General features: G+C 33.4%; 19 protein-coding genes. 17 read left to right on the top strand and 2 right to left on the bottom strand.

From position 1 onward, the window contains the following. Positions 1–115: 115 nt before the first annotated feature. Positions 116–511 (top strand): hypothetical protein, encoded by a 396-nt coding sequence (locus C8D70_RS20355; RefSeq protein WP_110368503.1) that lies wholly within the window; start codon positions 116–118, stop codon positions 509–511. A gap of 514 nt (positions 512–1,025) precedes the next feature. Here C8D70_RS20355 and C8D70_RS20345 read toward each other — a convergent pair. Continuing rightward, entirely contained in the window at positions 1,026–1,760 is a 735-nt protein-coding gene (locus tag C8D70_RS20345) for a SprT-like domain-containing protein (protein WP_110368501.1), read from the bottom strand. A 301-nt stretch (positions 1,761–2,061) separates the two neighbouring features. Here C8D70_RS20345 and C8D70_RS20340 point away from each other — a divergent pair, with 301 nt between their 5' ends. The 15 genes from C8D70_RS20340 (at position 2,062) to C8D70_RS20270 (ending at position 17,416) form a co-directional block, all read left to right on the top strand. Then, positions 2,062–2,274, top strand: coding sequence for a hypothetical protein (locus tag C8D70_RS20340; RefSeq protein ID WP_110368500.1), 213 nt, complete (start codon positions 2,062–2,064; stop codon positions 2,272–2,274). Then, complete coding sequence (locus tag C8D70_RS20335) at positions 2,267–2,515, top strand: hypothetical protein (protein WP_110368499.1); 249 nt, start codon at positions 2,267–2,269, stop codon at positions 2,513–2,515. Before C8D70_RS20340 ends, C8D70_RS20335 begins: the two co-directional genes overlap by 8 nt. A 377-nt stretch (positions 2,516–2,892) precedes the next feature. Continuing rightward, positions 2,893–3,552 (top strand): hypothetical protein, encoded by a 660-nt coding sequence (locus tag C8D70_RS20330; RefSeq protein ID WP_110368498.1) that lies wholly within the window; start codon positions 2,893–2,895, stop codon positions 3,550–3,552. Then, entirely contained in the window at positions 3,552–6,773 is a 3,222-nt protein-coding gene (locus C8D70_RS20325) for a DUF5712 family protein (protein WP_110368497.1), read from the top strand. The genes C8D70_RS20330 and C8D70_RS20325 overlap by 1 nt, the downstream gene beginning before the upstream one ends. Before the next feature lies 1 nt (position 6,774). Then, positions 6,775–8,430, top strand: a complete 1,656-nt coding sequence (locus C8D70_RS20320) for a type IV secretory system conjugative DNA transfer family protein (RefSeq protein ID WP_110368496.1) — start codon at positions 6,775–6,777, stop codon at positions 8,428–8,430. 87 nt (positions 8,431–8,517) lie between these two features. Further along, positions 8,518–8,814: a hypothetical protein gene (locus tag C8D70_RS20315; protein WP_146212909.1), complete on the top strand. Its 297-nt coding sequence runs from the start codon at positions 8,518–8,520 to the stop codon at positions 8,812–8,814. Then, positions 8,814–9,098: a hypothetical protein gene (locus C8D70_RS20310; protein ID WP_110368494.1), complete on the top strand. Its 285-nt coding sequence runs from the start codon at positions 8,814–8,816 to the stop codon at positions 9,096–9,098. Before C8D70_RS20315 ends, C8D70_RS20310 begins: the two co-directional genes overlap by 1 nt. Continuing rightward, positions 9,085–11,586, top strand: a complete 2,502-nt coding sequence (locus C8D70_RS20305; protein WP_110368493.1) for a helicase HerA domain-containing protein — start codon at positions 9,085–9,087, stop codon at positions 11,584–11,586. The genes C8D70_RS20310 and C8D70_RS20305 overlap by 14 nt, the downstream gene beginning before the upstream one ends. Beyond that, positions 11,586–12,095 carry a hypothetical protein gene (locus tag C8D70_RS20300; protein ID WP_110368492.1) on the top strand — a complete coding sequence of 170 codons (510 nt, stop codon included), beginning with the start codon at positions 11,586–11,588 and terminating at the stop codon, positions 12,093–12,095. The genes C8D70_RS20305 and C8D70_RS20300 overlap by 1 nt, the downstream gene beginning before the upstream one ends. A gap of 26 nt (positions 12,096–12,121) precedes the next feature. Continuing rightward, entirely contained in the window at positions 12,122–12,913 is a 792-nt protein-coding gene (locus tag C8D70_RS20295; RefSeq protein WP_228408073.1) for a hypothetical protein, read from the top strand. Continuing rightward, on the top strand, positions 12,913–13,617 hold the full coding sequence (locus C8D70_RS20290) for a hypothetical protein (RefSeq protein ID WP_110368490.1): 705 nt from the start codon (positions 12,913–12,915) through the stop codon (positions 13,615–13,617). Before C8D70_RS20295 ends, C8D70_RS20290 begins: the two co-directional genes overlap by 1 nt. Beyond that, positions 13,617–14,657 carry a conjugative transposon protein TraM gene (gene traM / locus C8D70_RS20285; protein WP_110368489.1) on the top strand — a complete coding sequence of 347 codons (1,041 nt, stop codon included), beginning with the start codon at positions 13,617–13,619 and terminating at the stop codon, positions 14,655–14,657. Before C8D70_RS20290 ends, traM begins: the two co-directional genes overlap by 1 nt. Before the next feature lie 17 nt (positions 14,658–14,674). After that, the gene (locus C8D70_RS20280) at positions 14,675–15,373 is read left to right on the top strand and encodes a DUF4138 domain-containing protein (protein WP_110368488.1); all 699 of its coding nucleotides are present in this window, start codon (positions 14,675–14,677) and stop codon (positions 15,371–15,373) included. A 2-nt stretch (positions 15,374–15,375) separates the two neighbouring features. Further along, positions 15,376–15,942 (top strand): hypothetical protein, encoded by a 567-nt coding sequence (locus C8D70_RS20275; protein WP_110368487.1) that lies wholly within the window; start codon positions 15,376–15,378, stop codon positions 15,940–15,942. A 25-nt stretch (positions 15,943–15,967) separates the two neighbouring features. Next, on the top strand, positions 15,968–17,416 hold the full coding sequence (locus C8D70_RS20270; RefSeq protein WP_110368486.1) for a hypothetical protein: 1,449 nt from the start codon (positions 15,968–15,970) through the stop codon (positions 17,414–17,416). Positions 17,417–17,457: 41 nt separating this feature from the next. Here the strand turns inward: C8D70_RS20270 and C8D70_RS20265 are convergent, their stop codons facing one another. Then, positions 17,458–18,342, bottom strand: coding sequence for a lytic transglycosylase domain-containing protein (locus C8D70_RS20265; protein WP_181416174.1), 885 nt, complete (start codon positions 18,340–18,342; stop codon positions 17,458–17,460). A 380-nt stretch (positions 18,343–18,722) separates the two neighbouring features. On the opposite strand from C8D70_RS20265, the gene C8D70_RS20255 reads away from it, so the two are divergent. Continuing rightward, positions 18,723–19,001 (top strand): zinc-ribbon domain-containing protein, encoded by a 279-nt coding sequence (locus tag C8D70_RS20255; protein ID WP_110368483.1) that lies wholly within the window; start codon positions 18,723–18,725, stop codon positions 18,999–19,001. Positions 19,002–19,514 lie beyond the last annotated feature (513 nt).

Genomic DNA, 19,514 nt, shown 5'->3' with positions numbered 1-19,514 from the left:
TACAATAGAAACGTTTAATGAATAAATGTAATAAATATTTGGTTTATTCGGTTTATTTCCGTACCTTTACTATGTAATAAAAATCAATATAACAACACTTTAAATTTTTGCAGACATGAAAAAAGTATTATCAGTAAAAAAAACATTAACAGTAACTTTATCAATAGGAGAAATCACAATTTCGGATAAAGATATTTTGAAATTAAAACCACTTTTAGACCAGGCTTTTATAGAACTTGATGATTCTGCTTTTTATAAAAAAATACTGGGAATGAAACCGGTGGAACAAGTTAAGGAACTTGAAGACATGACGGATGAAGATTTAATAAATTTAGCAAAAGCAAATGACCTTTATTCCAGTGGTGGGCAGGTATATTCTAACTTTACCATAAAAATATGGAAAGAGCTTTTTAAACGGGTAGGACTAGGATATAAACAAGTCAATAGATATTTAAGTTTTGCACAAAGTAGTTATTTGGAAGGGTTGGGCTTAAAATCGAGAATAGGATAATTTAATTCCCCGGAAATATTTTTCCGGGGATTCCTTTACGGGTTTCCGTAATTTTAAAAAAGGATTTGTAACCTGTCACAATTCTTTCCCGGCTTCGGCCCCTCCGTCAATAATTGCGCCAGGTTTCAAGAGCTTGTCTTCCCTCTGCCGGATTCCCGAGCCTGATTATTCCAAAAGGCTACAAATTCCGTCATAATTCTTTCCCCCGGGCCTTACCCTTTCCGGGCAAGAATTTCGCCAGAATTTGAGGGTTTATATGGCCCCTGCGCTTCCCTTGTCCCTATTTCATTTACAAAGGAATATCACCGGTTCCAAGCCCCCCAAATCAAATTGGGTATCCACGGTGGCCCGTGGACCCTCCTGAACCCCTCCGGGGCAATTTGATTTGTGCGTTTGTTCCCGGAGATATAAGTAGGGTAAAAAAAATAGGTCCCGGGAAGCTTCCCCCACCTGGATAATCGGGGGAGGGCTTATGCCCCCGTCCCCCGAACCCCCACCCAGCAAAAAAAAAAAATTATTGATATTCAAATTCTACCCCACAATCTCCACAAATTAAATTAAGATCTCTTTTTCCCCATACATTTACTCCGCAACCAGGACATTGATATTTATTCTTTGAAGAATCTGTATTTCCTAAGTAGATCGGAGAATCTATCGTATACGTTGAATAAAGGAAATTAGCTACTTCCACATCTTCTATTAAAATATTTTCTGAAGAAACTGTATTGGTATTCAGGAGTGTTTCTATCTTTACGGTTGTAGTGCGGTCAAACCAAAGTTTTTCAAAACGTTGGTTTTTTACAAGCTGAGAACAGACATCAAGAAATATTCCCCCTTTTATGGGGTAATCCATCATCTGTTGACCTGTTTTTTTCCCCCCTTCTTTCCCTGTATTGGATGGCATAAGTCCAATGGATTGCATTTTATTTCCCCACTCTTTATTATGATAACTCCGTATGGAGGGTCTACCAAAATGAAACTGCCATAGATGCACCATTTCATGAGCCATAGTTTGAAGCATTTCAATTAATGGGTATTTGCTGAAGTAAATTGGATTTATGGCCAATTCATCTGTCTTAATATTCTCTTTATTTATCCACCTTTCGTTTGAATAATAACCAAATGTTTTTGTTTTCCTCGTTATTACAATCATACAGTTAGGTAATTCAGACCCGAAGAGATTTTCATTAAAGTAATCATAGATGAACTGAAAGAGATCATAAAATTCATAGGTTGGTTTTAATTTCATAATACTATTTTATTTGTGTTTCGTAAAATTAAAAAATTATATCGTACGATATAATTTATATATCAATAAAATCTTTTATGGAATTTTGTAGCTAATATTTGATGATAAAGGGGAAATAATAAATTATCTCTTTGGACTAAATTTTTAAAAATTTCAGGTTTTTTTTTTTGCATCAAATTGGATATATCCAATTTTTTTATATCTTTGTTTAACTTTAAATTTTTAAATTTGCTTGGTATGAAATTGTCACCATTTTTTAAATTGATACTGGACGATTTTATTTTAATCCTAAAAAATTTTTATGTCACTCAAAAACGTAAGAGAAAAAATCGTACAAAAAGCAAATGATATTCCGGAGGAAATTTTAACCCAATGGGACCGATGGTATGTCGAAAAAAATTATAAAAAAAATAAGCTTTATAAACTGCTTTTTTTTCTCAGAGAAAAAGGAGCGGATCTGAACAAATTTTTCGATCAGGAAATAAAAGAATCTAAACAAAAAAAAGATGGATAAATCACTAACTTTTACAATTCTCATAATATTTATAATTTATCTAATTATAGGTTTTTTTGTCAAAATACCATTTTGGTTTGACACTACTTTTTATAGTATAGTAGCAATTGGAGCGCTTTATTTTTTCTTATTTAAATTGGAAGGGCATAAAGAAATTCAATCCAGGTTGCGCCAAAAATTTCAGGGAAAAGAAGCTCCGTCCAAAGAAATTTCCAAGGAAATTCCAGAAGATAAAAATTGATTTTAATGTAACCCCACTAATAATTTTTTCAAGATGTCACATTTTTATGTGGCATTTTTTTTTGCAGAAATATGCCGGATAAATAAGGACGAATATTTTTGAGAAAGCCCCGGGGAACCCGGAGCATTCCGTGAGGAATGGAATCTAAAAAAAAGACCGGAACGGTCTAATTTTTAGATTAAGCAAGAGGAAACGGAGAAATAAAATTTCTCTGTTTATATCTGTTTGGTTTATTGTGAGTTATGATTTATATATTTTTATAAAGTATACTTTTAATATACTTTGGTATTCTTTTTTTATATAAATTTATCTTAAAGTATTAGAATTTAGTAATTTAAAAGTATATTTGTGGTATCTTAATTGTAATACTTATACTAATGAAGAATATTAAAGTATCAGAGGAAACAAAGGAACTCCTGGACGATTTAAGCACACGATTTAATCTTAAAACTTATGATAATACAGTCCGGACCTGTTCACTTTTTATCTTAAGAAATGAGATCAACTTACGGGAAGATTATATTGGAGATTATCGAAAAGGATTAGTCGATTTGGAAAATAGAATCTTTTCTAAATTCAAAGAACATGAAGATAAAATTTTGAAAAGTTATGCTTCCATGAGAAATTGGGTAGGGGGAATTGAAAAAGATCATTTGAAGCCATTAACTGCAAAACTTGAAATATTGGACAAAATTTCAAATTATGAAATTCATAAAATTGCAGAAGATAAATTGAATAATGTAAAATCGGAAAATCCACTTAATTTTAATCTTCCTAAGCCGGAAGAAGTCAAAAAAAATGATTTTGAGGAAGAGAAAAAAGAGGGAGTTTTTGAGCCTGATGTCCCCTCAAATATTGAAGAAAAAAGTCAGGATAACTCTACAAATTCAGACCTGTTAAATCGATACAAGGAAGCCTTACAAAAGATTATTTTCAATAGCGAAATTAAAGAAGTTGAAACCATGTTAGGAAAGAAAAAAAGCATCGTTGTAAATCTTCCTTTGGAAGAATGGAACTATATTAACTCACTAATCTAATGTATTCAAATTTTAAATCTCATGATGTAAATTCTAGTACTTCTTCTACAAATATTTTTCATTATTTGGATAAAGAAAACCAACAAAAGGAAAGAGAAAGCCAAAAGAAAATTTTAGAAGAAAAGGGATTGGAAATTGAAAGTAATGAGGAAGGTTCAGAAACGGGATTTAATTCTGAAGAACCAGGAGAACCGGCACAGAAAATTGAAGAAGCCCTTCAGGGATTAAATGGAAAGGAACATTTTTTCAACCAAGATTTTAATCCCTATGATCTTAACGACCCGAATTCCAAAATAAGTGTTCAACAAGCTATCCAGGGAATTGATGGAAACAGAGGTACGAAAAGTTTAAAGGAAAGCAATTTCTATATGTTTAATCTCGCCCCTAGTCAAAAAGAGTTGAAGCACCTGGAAGATATAGCTATATCAGAATTGGAATCAAGAGGGTTAATCCTAGATGATATTAAGGACAAACCTGAAGCTTTGGAATTCTACAATGAGCAGAAAGATCAGCTTATGAAGCTTCAAATTAAACTTTATACTCAAAAGGTGATGGACGAGTACGCCCGGCTAATGGATAGGGAAATATACGCTAATCAGGAAGATCTGCCTAAAGATAAGGAAAGAAGGCAAATGAAGCCTGAAATTGAAAAAAGATACAAAGCTTTTCTTCAGGAAAAGGGGATTAAATTAGAGGATGATAAGCCTGAATCTGCTTTTCTGAATATTGAGAGGTTTAAAATTAAACAGGAATATGACCACGGTAAAATATTTACTCTCTATTCAGAAGAACTGGAAAAGAATATTGATCTTTTTGTTCCGGAAAACAAATACAAAGTTGAAAATGATAAACTTTTTATTAGCGAGGAATATTATTCAGATAAATACAATGCCCTTTTAGATAAGGAAAAGTCTAAAAAAGAACAGGTTGAAATTTTGGCATCTGCAAAGGAGGATACCGCATATTTCACTGATTTTATAAAAGAAGATAAAATTTGTATTACCAGGCATTGGGATAAGTTTGATAAAGAATTGAAACTGTACTTTGACAGGAAGGATGTAGAAGTTGATAAAGGAATTTGTTTTATTCCTGAAAGTACTTTTAAAAATAAGCTTTATGAAATCAAAAGTCAGTTTTTGGCGAAGGAATTTTCTGATAAGAAAAAGGAAATTTTGAATTCCTATATACAAAAAGAAGGTTTTGATGTCACAAAAGGTCTGAATGATAAAGGAGAGGAAGTTTTTTTATATCCGGAAAAAGTGCCTTCCAAAGAAGATTATAAAAAACTTAATATTAAAAGCTCTGTTGAGTTTAACAAATTTTTGGTTAAAGAAAAGTACTTAGAAGATAGACCGAAAATGTCCATAAAGGATTGGAATAGTACAACTTCTATAAAGGCTAAAATTTTGGTTGAAAGTGAAAAAGCTACGCTTTTATCAATCGAAGATCAAAGGTTGGAGGAACCAGTACAAATGTGGGTTGGTAATTTTGCAATTAAAGATCCTGATGATAAAGGAAATATGCAACTTCTAACGGAATTCTATGAGTATAAAATCAATGAACTTATTACGCTAAAAAATGAAAGTAAAATTCAAATTTCTGAATTTCAAGAAATTGAAACTGAAAGAGAAAAGTTCGTTAAAAATTCTGATAGTATTAAGCTAACTTTTGATAATACAGGTCTAAAGGAGCCTTTAAATTTCAATGTACAGTATGAGGATATTTATATTTCTCCGAATGGAAAATATACAATGGAAAGGAACCTGTTTGAGCATAAGTTTGAAAAACATATTATGAACCAGGCTCAAAAGGAATTTGCCAAAGAATATAATACCATTAAGGAGAATGTTAATAAAGAAATGTTAGAAGCTAAGGACTTCCTGAAGAATAAGGAAATAGACCGACAGTTTAAAAATTTCCTGATTGATAAAAATATTCTTCAGGACCAGGCGAAAGATGATAATTATTTTGTTCAGGCTAAGGTTTTGGAATCTAAAAATAATTCATCTTTTATTGCTTATAAACCAGAAGGCAGAGAAGAGGAAGTTCGATTTTGGGTTAATAATGCAATGATAAGTAAGGCTGAAGGTAAAGAAGGAATCTACTTTAAAAGTGAAAAGGAAATTACTAAAATATTAGAACAGGCCGTACAAAGGGACGATGAACGTAAACAGTTGGTTGAAATAGATTTTAAGGAATATACCACTGAAGACAAAAAACATAAAGAGGAAGAGTACAAAAATTACATTTTCTTAGCTGATACACCAGGGCTGACAGAACCTATAAAGTTCACAATAAAAGAAGCGGATCTGAAAAAAGAAGGAGAGAAATTTTTAATTGAGAAATATAAGCTTGACAATAAAATAAAAAATGCAATAAAATATGGGATTGCCAAAGAGTTTGGAAATGTAAAAGATGATATAAAAAACCAAGTTTGGAAAGAAAAAGGTTTTGACACTACAAAAAGGAAAGTGACTGGAAAAGACCTGCTTTACTATGCGAAAGTTGAAACGGAAAGAACTTACAAGCATAATGATAAAAGTGTTTTATATAACAGACCCATTCTTAAAGAAATTGAAAAGTTGACAGACCCCAATAAACCTTCCAAAAATAAAAACAAAATTGCAAAGCTGACGGATACCTTACAACGTGATAGATATACCGGAGAAATAATAAAAGAAGGGGTGAAAAAAGGAGGACTAAACTATCATTCCCATATTGTCGTATCAAGGCATGATAAAACAAGTGTGAACCCGGAAGATAAAGTCTCAATGTCTCCAAATTCTAATCAAAAAGATAATATCATGGCCAACGGGGCCAAAGTAGGTTTTGACCGGTCACAGTTCTTTGAGAATATAGAAAATATCTTCGATAAAGAATTTGGATATGAAAGGGATATGCAGGAGCATTTCAAGTATAAGCAAACTCTTTCAAACCAATTAAAAGGTAAAGCAGAAGGAATGCTGATGAGTAAAGTAAAACAGGAAATAACTGAAAAGTTAGGATTAAGGGAGCTGACCAATCATTCAGCTGTAGGTATTAACCTGCCTACTAAATTACCTACTTCTGCAAAAGATATTGTAGGCATGGTTAATATCAATAACATCAAAAGTCAAATATCGGAACTGCCCTTGCCTACCAGCTTACCAAAAGGTAAACTGGATGCTGTTATAAAGGCTGTAAAATACATTAAAAATTTAGTAATGGATAAAGGAATGTAATATGGAAATAAACGAAATTTTAAACATCAATCTCAAATACTTAGCTGTATTTATCCTGGCTTTTATGGCCATCGTCGGACTTGCATTTAACGGAATGAAGAAAAAGGACCCAATTTTAAAAGTATTATTTTTTGGGATGGCATTCATGATTGTAGCTGTATTATACAAATACTTCGCTTTCTTTTTCATTCCATACTTATTGGTAGGAGTAGTGGTTCCGTCCTTTTTATTAGGTATTGCCTTGGGAACCGTTGGGAAAGAAAAGCCGGCAGACCCAATCAAAGATGTAGTTTTACAGACAGATAAGGGTGAAAAAATAGCAAGGAACGTTTTTGCACATACTGCCATTTTCGCAGCATCCAGGCATGGAAAAACAGCGTCCTTAGTATATCCTTATGCTTTGCATTTTGCAGAAAAGAATTTTGCCGGAATTTATTATGATTATAAAAATGGGGAGCTTTACGAAGTTGTAAGACCGCTTTTTCCTGAAAATCATGTAACAATAGCAATTCATCGTCCGGATATTACAGCAAGGGTTAATGTTATTTCCCCTTTAAGAATTCAGGATGAAAAAGATGTAAACTCAATAGTTCATGTATTACTGGATAATTTACTTGATTTAAATGGGCAAAGTGATTTCTTCGTTAAATCTGCAAGTTCTTTAATGAGTGGCCTAATTTTAAAGTTTGCCCTGGATCATCCGGAACTTTGCTATTTGCCCCATGTATGTGCCTTCATACAATCCGTAGATTTTTCATTAAAGGAAGAGGAAGCTAAAGGATTGAAGGAAGATTCTTATGATACTTTTGGAGGTCTGAAGAAATTTTTAATATCAAACCCAAGAGCAAAAATGCAGTCTTCCAGTTTCATTATGGGATTAGCTTCAGAAAGACAAACAGCCGGGGTAATTTCATCCTTAGCTAATGCTCTACGAGAAATTAGCTATCCGGATGCATTTTGGGCCTTAAGTGGTGATGAGCTTGATTTTAATATCAATAAAACAGGGAACAGGAAGGTTGTGGCCATCATCAATGAACCAAAGAACGAACAGGCCCTAAATCCATTATTAGCAACATTGGTTCACAGTATGACCAGGGAAATGATGCAACCGAACAGACCGCCATCTTTCCTACTTATGGATGAAGGCGTAACACTTAAGATTAAAAACCTTTCCCGAATTGTGGCCACGATGGCCAGTTTTAATATGGGAGTTGTTTATTGTATCCAGGATAAAAAACAGGGAGAAACAGCATACGGAGATACAAAGTTTAAAGAAATTATTGCCAACTTCTCCACTCTTTATTTTGGGAGGGCCAACGAAGCAGAAACTGCCAAATATTATGAATCTTACTTTGAACCGGTTAAGATTAAAACAAGGTCAAGAAGTACAGGAAAAGGGGGGGTATCTACCACGATAAGCGAAAAAGAAGTTCCAAAGTTCAGATCGCACGAATTTACCAATCTTACACAGGGGAAGTTTGCTATGATTAATGCAGGAAAAGCTGAAATGTATAAATTCAAATTACTTCCGAATATTAAAAAAGAACCCCTTCCGGATTATAATGATACTATGAAACACATAGTAATTCAAAATTACAATAAGATTTTAGCACAAGTCAATCAATTCGCTGAAAATCTAGGGCTAAAGGAGAAATAAAACTCCTGTCAGCGAGAAATAAAAAGAAAAAAAATTGGATATATCCAATATATTTTATAATTTTGTCGAACATTAAAAAATTTCAGAATGAAAAAATTATTAGTCAATTCCCTAACATTTACAGCAGTATTAGCTTGTAATATGCTTTTTGCCGGTGGGATCGGCCTTGGTGATGCTGTTAATGAAGTTTTAGGAGACGTTAAACAGGCAGCTGCCGGAATTGTTATTATCGGGTTCTTAATTACTTGTATTGTTGCTGTTAATGACTATTCGTCTCATAAAGACGTAGGCCAGGCATTAAGAATCTTACTTTATGGAGTATTGATAACATTGGCGATTGTGGGAGCTTACGCATTCATTAAAACTAGAGTAAAATTTAATTAATGAAAAGTCTTGAAACTCACAAGAATATAAGAAAAGAAGTGGAAGTGTGGGGCTTTGCCCCCACGCCTTTTCTCATATTTGCCGGCATTGGTTTATGTTCAGCACTGATAGTAGTTTCAGACTTTTCTTTTAGAAGCTTTATTATAGTATTAATAATCAATGCTATTTCTTATGTAATCAATAAGATAATTTTAAGTAATAAAGACATAATGAAGTCTTTTTTATATGAGAAATTTCCAAAAGAAATAACTGACTTAACCAAAAACAAAAATGGAAAATCATAGCTTTAGTAAATCAGGAAATTTTATGTTAGGATTTCGGGTAACATTACCTGAAAAATATTCGTTGGGCGAAGATGATTATGACGAATTAAATAGTCTATGGGCAAAAGCTTTGCGTGATCTCCCTGATGGGTCCATCTGTTTCAAACAAGACCTTTTTTTAGAAGATCAGCTTAGCACAGAGGATTTTCCTGAAGCTAATTTTATTGAGAAAAGTACGAAGGTGTATTATGATGGTATGAAATATCTAAACCATACCTGTAATATATTTTTTATTAAGAAAAATGAGGATATAAATTTTTCCAGGTTAAAGAATCCTTTCAGACCTCCTAATATTAAGGAATTTAAAGAATTTGACAGTAAAATTGATGCTTTTATTCCTGCTGTGAATGAATGTGTTGCTTATCTGAACAATATTCGATTAAAAAACCATAATAGAATTTTGGTAGAGCCATTGGAAAAAGAGTATATAGATAATTATTATCAGTTTATTAATAATGGGCTTAATAATGATTATAACTCTGAAATACAAAAGGATTGGGCCTATATAAGAGTAGGTAATAAATATTGCACCCTGTTAAGATTTCCGCATGAAGAAAACTTTCCGGATAAATTCAATACGTGTGTTAAGGATGGCGCAATGACAAAGGACCCGTATGTATTCTATAAAAACTATGGTGAGAATTTTTCTTTTGATTTACCTTTTACACATATCTATAATCAGATAGCTTTTATAGATAAAAAGGATGTTCATTTTAATCAACTGAAAAAAACCAATAAACAGTTTAGGGATTTTAGAAGATTTGACGGAAGTAATCAGTTTTGGTATGATAAAACTACCAAGATGATTAATGACCTTACAGAGAATCAGTCCCATATCAGATTGATAAGAGGGTATAATAATGTTATATTCTTTGCTGATACAAAGGAAGAACTGGAAAGAAGAGTTCAGCTTGTTTCCGAAAAGTTCAAAGAGCTGGATATAACCGGGAACCGGCCATTTGGAGATAATTTACTTGCTCAATATGAATTTAGCTATCCTTTGAATGCATCCATGTTCTTAGATGAACACGTTTACATTGCAACCACTGAAGTATTTAGTTCCTTTATTTTGAACACAGGACGTTATAAAAGTGATGTTTCCGGAGTATTTTATAATTCAAGACTAGACAATACACCGGTTAAAGTTGACTTATGGGACGCCAAAAAAAAATACATGAAGTCAAGGAGTGGGCTTATTATTACAAAAACCGGAGGGGGGAAATCATTTAATATCAATCACATTTCTTCTTTCGCTCTTACCCACGGTTACCGAAATGTAATTATTGATCTGGGGGGAAGTTACAGCAAGTTAGCTTCTATTTTCCCTAACGATGTAGCCTATGTGACCTATAATGAAGGTGATAATTTAGGTATAAACCCTTTTGAATTGGGAGAAAATGAAAGCATTACCACAGAAAAAATAGAAGAGTTGGTAGATTTCATTGAAGTTCATTTCAAAAGGCTTGACGGGAAAATGAATGCAAAGGAAAAAGCAGAGCTTAGAAAGCTACTGGATCATTACTATTCCAATATTAGTACAGGTCATTCGTTACCTCATTTTGTGAAAAGCTTCATTGAGTATAGAGAGGAACTTATTACTCTGCTTAATATTAAGAAGGAGTTCTTTGATGATGATGAATTTATCTTAATGATGTCTGAATTCATAGATAATGGAGTTTACAGCTTCCTTTATAACAGTGAGAAAGGAGTATCATACGGAGCAGAACTTTATAATAAGAAGCTTGTTGTTTTTGAACTTGATAAAATTAGAGATAATCAACTTTTGGTTAGCTTGATGTTAAAGGTTATCAATACGGCAATTAAGAAAATTATTTGGAGGGATAAATCCACAAGAGGATATGTCTTCCTGGAAGAGTTTGCAGAGTTGTTGAAGTGGCCAGGAATGTTAGGACAGGCCGAATGGTTGTTCCAGGCTATCCGAAAACAAGAAGGTTCCCTGTTCCTTGTTTTACAGACCATAAATCAGCTTCCGGAGAATGTACCGGCTTCTCAAAATATCATTGATAACAGTGAGGTTTTATTTGTTCTCGAGGGGGCTAATTATAAGGATATTCAAAAACGTTTTGGTTTATCAACCCATGCGCTTTATGAAATGGAAAGCTTGGAAAGTAATTATAATGATCCTTCACATCCTTATTCTGAAGTCTTTATTAAGAGAGGGAATAAGTTTGGAGTATATAGGTTGGAGGTTCCTAAAAAAGTATTTTGGGCCTATCAGACAGAGGGTACATTGAATGCCATCCTTATGAAGATTTTTGAACTGACTGGAAGAGATATGGAACAGGCCATCAATACAATGATAGAACATGAACAAGCCTTTAAGATTTGGGCCGGCAAGGAAGATCAGAAGAAGCAAAATGAAAATGAGAAAGTGGGAGACGAGGCCATCTATGAAATTGTAACTAAAACACTTAAAATATCAGCATAATGAAAAAAATTATAATAACAGCTTTATTTTTTGCGACAACTTCCATTTATGCACAGTTAGTCGTTTCAGACCCAGGAGTAGAAACCGCAATGGCTCAATCCATAGCAATGTCACAGCAACAGCTGACAAAAACGGAAAATCTTATCAATAAGCAGGAAGAGCAAATCAGGGTTCTTAAGCAGATGAAAGAAAAGGTTGAGAGGGTGAACGGAGTTCTTAGGGATATGCAGGAATTAAGGGATATATTAAAAATGCAGAAGGAATCTATCAAGATAGCTACTTCAGTGAAAGGCAGACTAAGCGAATTTAGTACAGCTGAATTCCAAAAAAATGCTCTGAATACTATAAGTGTTTGTCTTAATAACCTGACCAATACCCTTGTTTTTATTCAGAAACTTACTTCTAATAACTTTTTCTCCATGACGGATAAGGAAAGAATTGACCTTGTAAGAGAACAAAAATCACAAGCTTTTAGAGCTTATATTTTAATAAAAAAATACGCTAAATAATGGACTTTTCTTTCATTACTGACTTAATGTCAAAGCTTGACACTGAAACCCTTTTTGGGGATGGTATTAAGGGAGCAAAAATCGTAGCCTTACTTTTCCTTTTGCTCAGATTTTCTGAGCAGTATGTAAAAGATAATTGGAATTGGGACAGTCAGCCCAAAATGGGAGGTTCCATGTCCGTTTTAGGTTTTGGTTTTGTTATTATGTCAAGTGATTGGGTAATTAAAGTAATAGAAAAAGCGTTTGCAGGAGTTGACCAAAAAATGAAAATGACAGGAACCGATCTGTACAGTAAATTAATAGAACAGATTGATACCAAATTCTCTGAAGCGGTTCCTATTGGAAATGTAGATGGATTTTTAGATAGCTTGTCTGTCATTGAAGCATTTGTTGTGCAAGGACCTTATATTCTAATGCTTTGTGTGGCCGCAATTTTAGCAGGATTATGTAAAATTGCAGACCTTTCAATTACCGCAGGATATTTGCTTCAAAGAGTTTTTTTATTAGAACTGTTAAAGTTCTTATTCCCTATGGCCATAGCTTTTTCTACTTCCTCACAATTGGGTAGATTTTTTTACTCATGGATTTTAAGATATATAGGCGTTTTTATTATGGGTATTGCTTATATCGGTATTATAAAATTTACTACTCTTGTAGGAACGACCTTAGCCAATCAATTTGACACAAAAGCAGATGTAGGTTTTACCTCTTTGACAATTTATAGTTTTGGCCTCTTAGTGACTGTCATTGTAACATTTACAATCAAGGTCAAGCTTTTCCAATATGTTACAAGTTATATTAATTCAATGTTCCAATAATGAGCGAAAAAAAAGAAAAATTAACATACGGAATGGATTTTTACTCCGTATTGAAAAAATATAATAAAACTTTATGGGCCATTACAGTAGTGGCGGTTTCTGCCATCGGTTTTTCTGCTTATCAAAGTGTATCTATATATGAGAAAAGCGCAGAAAATATTTATGGCATAACAGAAAAAGGTAATATGGTTCCTTTGAAAAAACTAGAAGATGAAGAAGGAAAGAAAATACAGGCAAAGGCCAATATTGAATATTTTGTAAGTCAATATTACGAATTGGATAGCTATACGATGAAAAGGAAAAGGGAGCGTGTATATTGGTTAGTTGGTGAACAGCCTACCAAGGTAATAAAAGACAGGGCATCCAAGGGATATTTTGATTTATTCATGTCAATGCAGGGACTAAAGCAGACCGCTTATATAATGCAAAATACCTTTCAAATGTCTAATGAGGACCCTTATAAAGCTTCTTTTACAGTGAGAATTACTAGGGTAAATGGGGATAAGGAAGAGTATTATAATGCTAAAGTAAACCTTGTTTTAGAGCAGTCGAATAGAAATTATCCTTATAATCCTTATGGATATTTAATTACCAATTTTACTGAAGAACTGGAAAAAGTAGTCAGCGAAGATATGACTGAAACCTTGAAACAGGACGAAGCCAAATCGAATGATTCTATTAATCAAAACCCAAAGACTAAGTAATGGAAAATACAGATAATGAAAGCATAGAAAAACTCCCCCCAAAAAATAAGCTGGAACAGTTAAAGACAAAATTCAATTCTCTTACTCTGAAACAAAAGACGAATTTTATTTTTATCCCAGGTCTTGTTTTGATTTTTGGAGGTGCTTTTTTCTTCCTGGTTACTTCAGGAGATAAAAAAGACAATAATGCAATTGATGATTTTACTACTCCTGAATCGGAGCTTATCAAATATAATAACAAATTAGAAGCTGTTAATACAGATAAAGATCAGCCTGATTTTAGTATTAAAACCACAGAACCTGAAGAGACGGTTCCAACTGAAAATGCTGATTATTCTAAAGAACTAGCAGAACTTGACAGACAGCTTTCAAATCAGCCAGGAACCACAGGAGGAAGTAATTATTCTCAATCTTCCGGAACACCTAAAAATAGTCATGATGTCTATGGAAATTATGATATGTGGCAGATGTCAGAACCAAAGAATAATTCAATCGGCTATTCTGATGTTAAAAATTATCCTACCAAGCCAAAGGCGAAAGCACAAACCTATGAACCGGCCTATACTGATGTAACACCATCACCGCAACCGGTTCAAAATGTAGAAGTCAAAGCATCTAAAAAAATAAGGGCAAAACTTCTTTCAACCGGGTTTGCTTCTAATGGAAGAGATCTTTCATTTATTATGTTAGAGCCTACAACAATAGGAGGTGAACAAACCAAAAAGGGGCAGGTAATTACCGGAAGTGCTAGAATTTCAGAAGACCGTTTAACAGTTCGCTTCAGAACTATTAAAATAAATGGTAAAACCATTCCTATCAATGGAAGTGTAATGGGATTTGATGGAGATGAGGGAATGCCCATTTCAGGGGAAAGAGATGGAAGCGGTACAGGTGATTATATACGGGATGAAGCAGTAAGCCAATCTTCAAGAATCCCGGTAGTAGGCGGAATAATCAGCAGAGCCTCCAATTCGCGGGGAACTTCCCAGGACAAAATTAAACTTAATCAAAATACAGACGTAATCATTCAAATTTATTAACAATTAAAATTATAACGATGAAGAAAATTTTTTTGGCATCATTTATCATGTTCGGAATATTAGGATATTCCCAACATACAAAGAAAAAAGTTTACAGAAAGACTGCGAAAAAATCTTATGTAAAAAAGAAACCTTCAGCCAAAGTGGAAGCTGTTCCCGTTGCTGAAGTAAGCCCGGAACCTAAAGTTGAAGTAATACAGGAAACAAAACCGGATCAGTCTTCTACAATCAGTACTACTCCTGTTACTGAAGAAAAAGCAAAAGAAGATTATATCCTTACTGCTGAAAGAATCCTTAAAAAGAAAGGATATATTAATAATAGAAACTCTGCATTCGATAGAGGTATAGAAGGATTTATCAAAGGAATTTATTCAAGCAATGGAAAACTTTTTTTCCTTGTTGAAATTGATAACAGGACCAATATTCCTTATGATATTTTGGGGATAAGCTTCATATCTCCGGCAGAACAGGAAGGAAGAATGAGCTATAAGGAAAAAGAAACCAATATCAAGGAATTGTCCTTTGAACCGATCTGGACGAATCAGCCGGAAAAGCTTGAAAGAAAATCAAAGAACAAAATGATTTTTGTGTTCGACAAATTTACCATTGCAGAGAATAGAACTCTTCAAATGATTATGACAGAATCAGAGGGCGAAAGAACGATTAATTTACCTATTTCCCCTAAATATATTTTAAAAGCGCAATACTCAAACTAAACATGAAAAAGACATTATTTTTACTATTGGCCCTTAGTACAGTGTTAGCCAATGCACAAGGAAGAAGAAACAATCAATCTTTTATTTATGGAGAATATGGATATTCACCTGAAAAAGGGGAGTTAAAAGCCGGTTATATGGCCAAGGCTGGTTATGGTAGGGTTTTTGGAAATAAGGGGCTTTTAGGTAAGGCAGAAGCCTTCTATCAGAACTATGAAGTAAGCTATATAGACAAACAGATTTTACCCTATCAGAAATATGGAGTAAATGTAAATGCAGGTTATAGTTATGAGGGGTTATATCCAGTAATGCTTAATATTTGGGCCGGAGGATATGGAGCTTATGAATCTGCTAATGACGGAAACCAAACAGATCCTAAGTATAATGCAGAAATCCCAACTAAAGTAAAAGGTTTTGTCTATGGAATTTCAGGCTCAGCAGAAGCAGAAATATTTATTCTAAGAAGATTATCATTTACAGCAAATTATACACAATTGTATGATTTGAAGAGTAAATTTTCAAAATCAAATTACGCTCTATCAGGAGGACTAAGATTTTATATTAATTAACAAATTACATTTTAAGAATACTATTATGAAAAAGATTTTCGCACTTATTATAGCTCTTTGCAGTCTAAATTTTATTTTAAATTCTTGCCGTGAGGACGGAGACGAGTGGGCAGATGGAGGACAATTCAGTTACACCATAGAAAGAGATCAGAACTTTATTGAAAAAGCTGTAGGAGAATCAAACCAATTCACATTCAATGTGAAACCTACTTATGATTATACAGCAATACCAATGACTTTTAAGTTTACAACCAGCTTAAACGGTGTGCTTAAATTGAACGGGCAAAATCTTACAGCTAATCAGGAATATCCTTTGACTAATAAGGATAATATTTTTGAATATGTTGGTAATGTAACCGGTTCTCATGAAGTTAAAATCATTACCAAAAATTCAAAGAATGTAAGTAAAGAAGAAACATTCGCTTTCCCTTATGGAACAAGTGAGTTTGCACATACCTTTACCGGAGGAAATGGCACGATCTATCAGGCAGATCCTACGAATTACAGTATGAAAATTACTCCTAACCCTGGACAACCTACAACAGGTTATGAAATTCGTTTCAATTCGTACTCCGGAGATATTAAACTTAATGGTGTGGCAGTTAGTACAGGACAGTTTTATCCACTGCCTAATATTGATAATTTCAATGTTGTCTTATCTACTAATCAGGTAGGACAAGGGGTTTTGACATATTCAATTAAAAATGCTACAGTTACGAAGGATTATGAAATTCAGCAGACCATTACTAAAAGAGAAATTTTAGTGGAAAGCATGAATATTAGTGGAACTACGGTTTTTCCAAATACAGCTATGAGTTTAATTGGAGTGATTAAAAAATCTCCAATCACTCCTAATACTTCAGTTCAGTATAAAACTTGGATTTCAAGTGCTTCCAACAATAACATGGCAGGAATACAAAATACAAATAATGTCTATGTTCCTTACGCCCTGGGAGCCAATGGAAGCTTTACTTATAATTTTAATGCTGTAAATGTAGGAACCTATACCTATAACATTCAGTTTAAAGATGAATTTGGAAACGAATCTGAAATAAAAAGTTATACAGTTAAGGTAGAGAATGCTTTAACAATCGCCAATTCAGCAATTAAATTATCATTCCTAGATATAAGTAATTATAACAATGGATATGTAAATCACAGTTTAGTAGGTGCTCAAGCTCAAATAAATGCTTCAGCAGGTACTACCAATAAAATCTCTAAGATTGTTTTTGATTGTACCTACTTTTATCAAGGACAACAAAAGAATAAATCTTTTACCTTAGATTATATTTCTAACCCTCAGCAAACAGTTGATTTCAATAATGGAATTGCCGGAAGTGAACAGCTTTATGTTGGCTATAATTACAATATTTCCAATATGAATGTTACAAATGGGTCTTATACAGTAACTGTTTATGATAATACAGGAGCAACTACCACACAAACAGGGATTTGCTATGTTCAGGTCAACTAAATTTTCATTAAAAAAAATAAGGGTAAGCTTAGCTTACCCTTTTATTTTGCATAAATGATACTTCCTTTTGGTATAAAATTAGTCGTAAATTGAGGATTAGCAAACTTTAAAACTTCATAATTAAATTGCCTCCCCAAGCTTTCCAAAGTTGTATCTTCTTTTATCCGGATTATCCTTAAATCCAAAAAACTGAACTTAAAATATTGTGGCCGGTAATTATGTTCCTTATAAAAATTAAAAAGATAGTTTACAGCTATAAATGATGGAACATAGGCTTGTGTTTCTTTTGGTAGATAAGGTCTTACTTTCCAATAGTTCCGGGAACCGGCTTTTCTTATAGCCTTATTCACGTTTCCTGCTCCACAGTTGTAAGCTGATATTGCCAAGTTCCAATCTCCCAATTGCTTATGTAAATCTCTTAAATATCTTACGGCAGAATCCGTATTTCCTACTGGATCATAAAAGATATTTATGTAATCATTTTCTTTTATCCCATATTGCCCCCCGGTAGCTGGCATAAACTGCCATAATCCTTTTGCCCCGGCCCAGGAACCAGCTCGGGGATTTAATGCACTTTCAACCACTGCCAGGTATTTAAGTTCCAAAGGCATTCCATACTGTGAAAGTTTCCTTTCAAATAAAGGAAAATAATAAGTAGAAAGACCTATAATTTTTCCATACCATCTATAAGATAGATACTTTTTTACATAAGCATAGGTAACTTCATTATAATCTATACTAAGGGGAGTATTTGCATTCAAAAAATCGAACCTTTCCTTAAAGGTATTTAGGTGTAATGTTTCATCTATGTCATCATCTTCGCCCAAAGATTCAATATATTTTTTATCATATTGTATATACTTCTCCTGGGCCTGTAGCTGTGATAACCCGAATAGTAGTGATAATATTAATATCGTTTTCTTCATTTTCAACATTTTAGAGAGCTTTTTTATTCCTCAAAAATAGTAAATTTTAATCCAAAAATATTGGATATTTCCAATTTTTTTTTTAGTTTTACACCTAGAAATTATTATTAACCAAAAAATATACAACATGAGTGGAAAAAATATGCAAAAGGTTTTCAGATTTATTAAAACCACTGAACTTGATTCAATTAATGAGATATTTTCAAATAATCCGGATGTCATAGATATTAAGGAGGTCTGTAAAAATTTTAGTAAGTTTCAAACTCTTGCCTGGATTGAATTCATTCTTAATTTAGAAGAGAAGGACGCTCAGTTCCTTTTTAAGTATATAAATACACAATAATTTAATATTTTCGCTTTTCATTTCTTAATTTTAAAAGATGGCCCTAATTGAATGTCCTGAATGTAGCAGAAAGATTTCTGATAATGCTGATAGTTGCCCTGGTTGTGGCTATCCCATAAATCCTATTTCTCCGGTTGTTGTCAATGGAAAAGCAAAAGAAGGATGTTTTTTGCAGACTTTAAATATAGGATGCTTCATGATAATAAGTTTTTTTGTCATTATGATGTTAAGTTTTTCGGCATTCTATTTTATAAAAAAGAAAGGGAAGGATAAGCAGGATGTAAATAAAGAACAGGTAACCAAGCCTGAAAAGTGATTATAGATTTTTATTACAATAAATGGCTTCTTTTGAAAGTGGCTGATGTGTTTTTGACCTATCAATTGTTTGGTAGGTCTTTTTTTCGGGTTTCGGGCGATGTCCTGGGGAACCCAAGCTTTCACTACTCAATCTTTTCAATGAGATTATCTCTTTGGACTTTTTTGTTAAATATTTATCTCCTGAAAAGGATTTCAGACATGCCGTTCAATCTTTATCGCATTAAAAAAGTCGACAAATTTTTTTTCTGCAGAAAGCAGATCCGGAAAGCTGAGCGAAAATTTGTCGACAAAAAAGAAACCAGGAACAGCTGCAGCAATTTCGATTTGTCGTCATTTTCTGGAAATTCCAAAAGGCTACAAATTCCGTCATAATTCTTTCCCCAGGGCCTTTCCCCTTCCGGGCAAGAATTTCGCCCGAATTTGAGGGTTTATATGGCCCCTGCGCTTCCCTTGTCCCTATTTCATTTACAAAGGAATATCACCGGTTCCAAGCCCCCCAAATCAAATTGGG

The sequence above is a fragment of the Chryseobacterium sp. CBTAP 102 genome, assembly GCF_003201365.1.
GTDB lineage: Bacteria > Bacteroidota > Bacteroidia > Flavobacteriales > Weeksellaceae > Chryseobacterium > Chryseobacterium candidae.
Note: the sequence above shows the minus strand (reverse complement) of the source record. Positions and strands in the feature narration are given on the sequence as shown.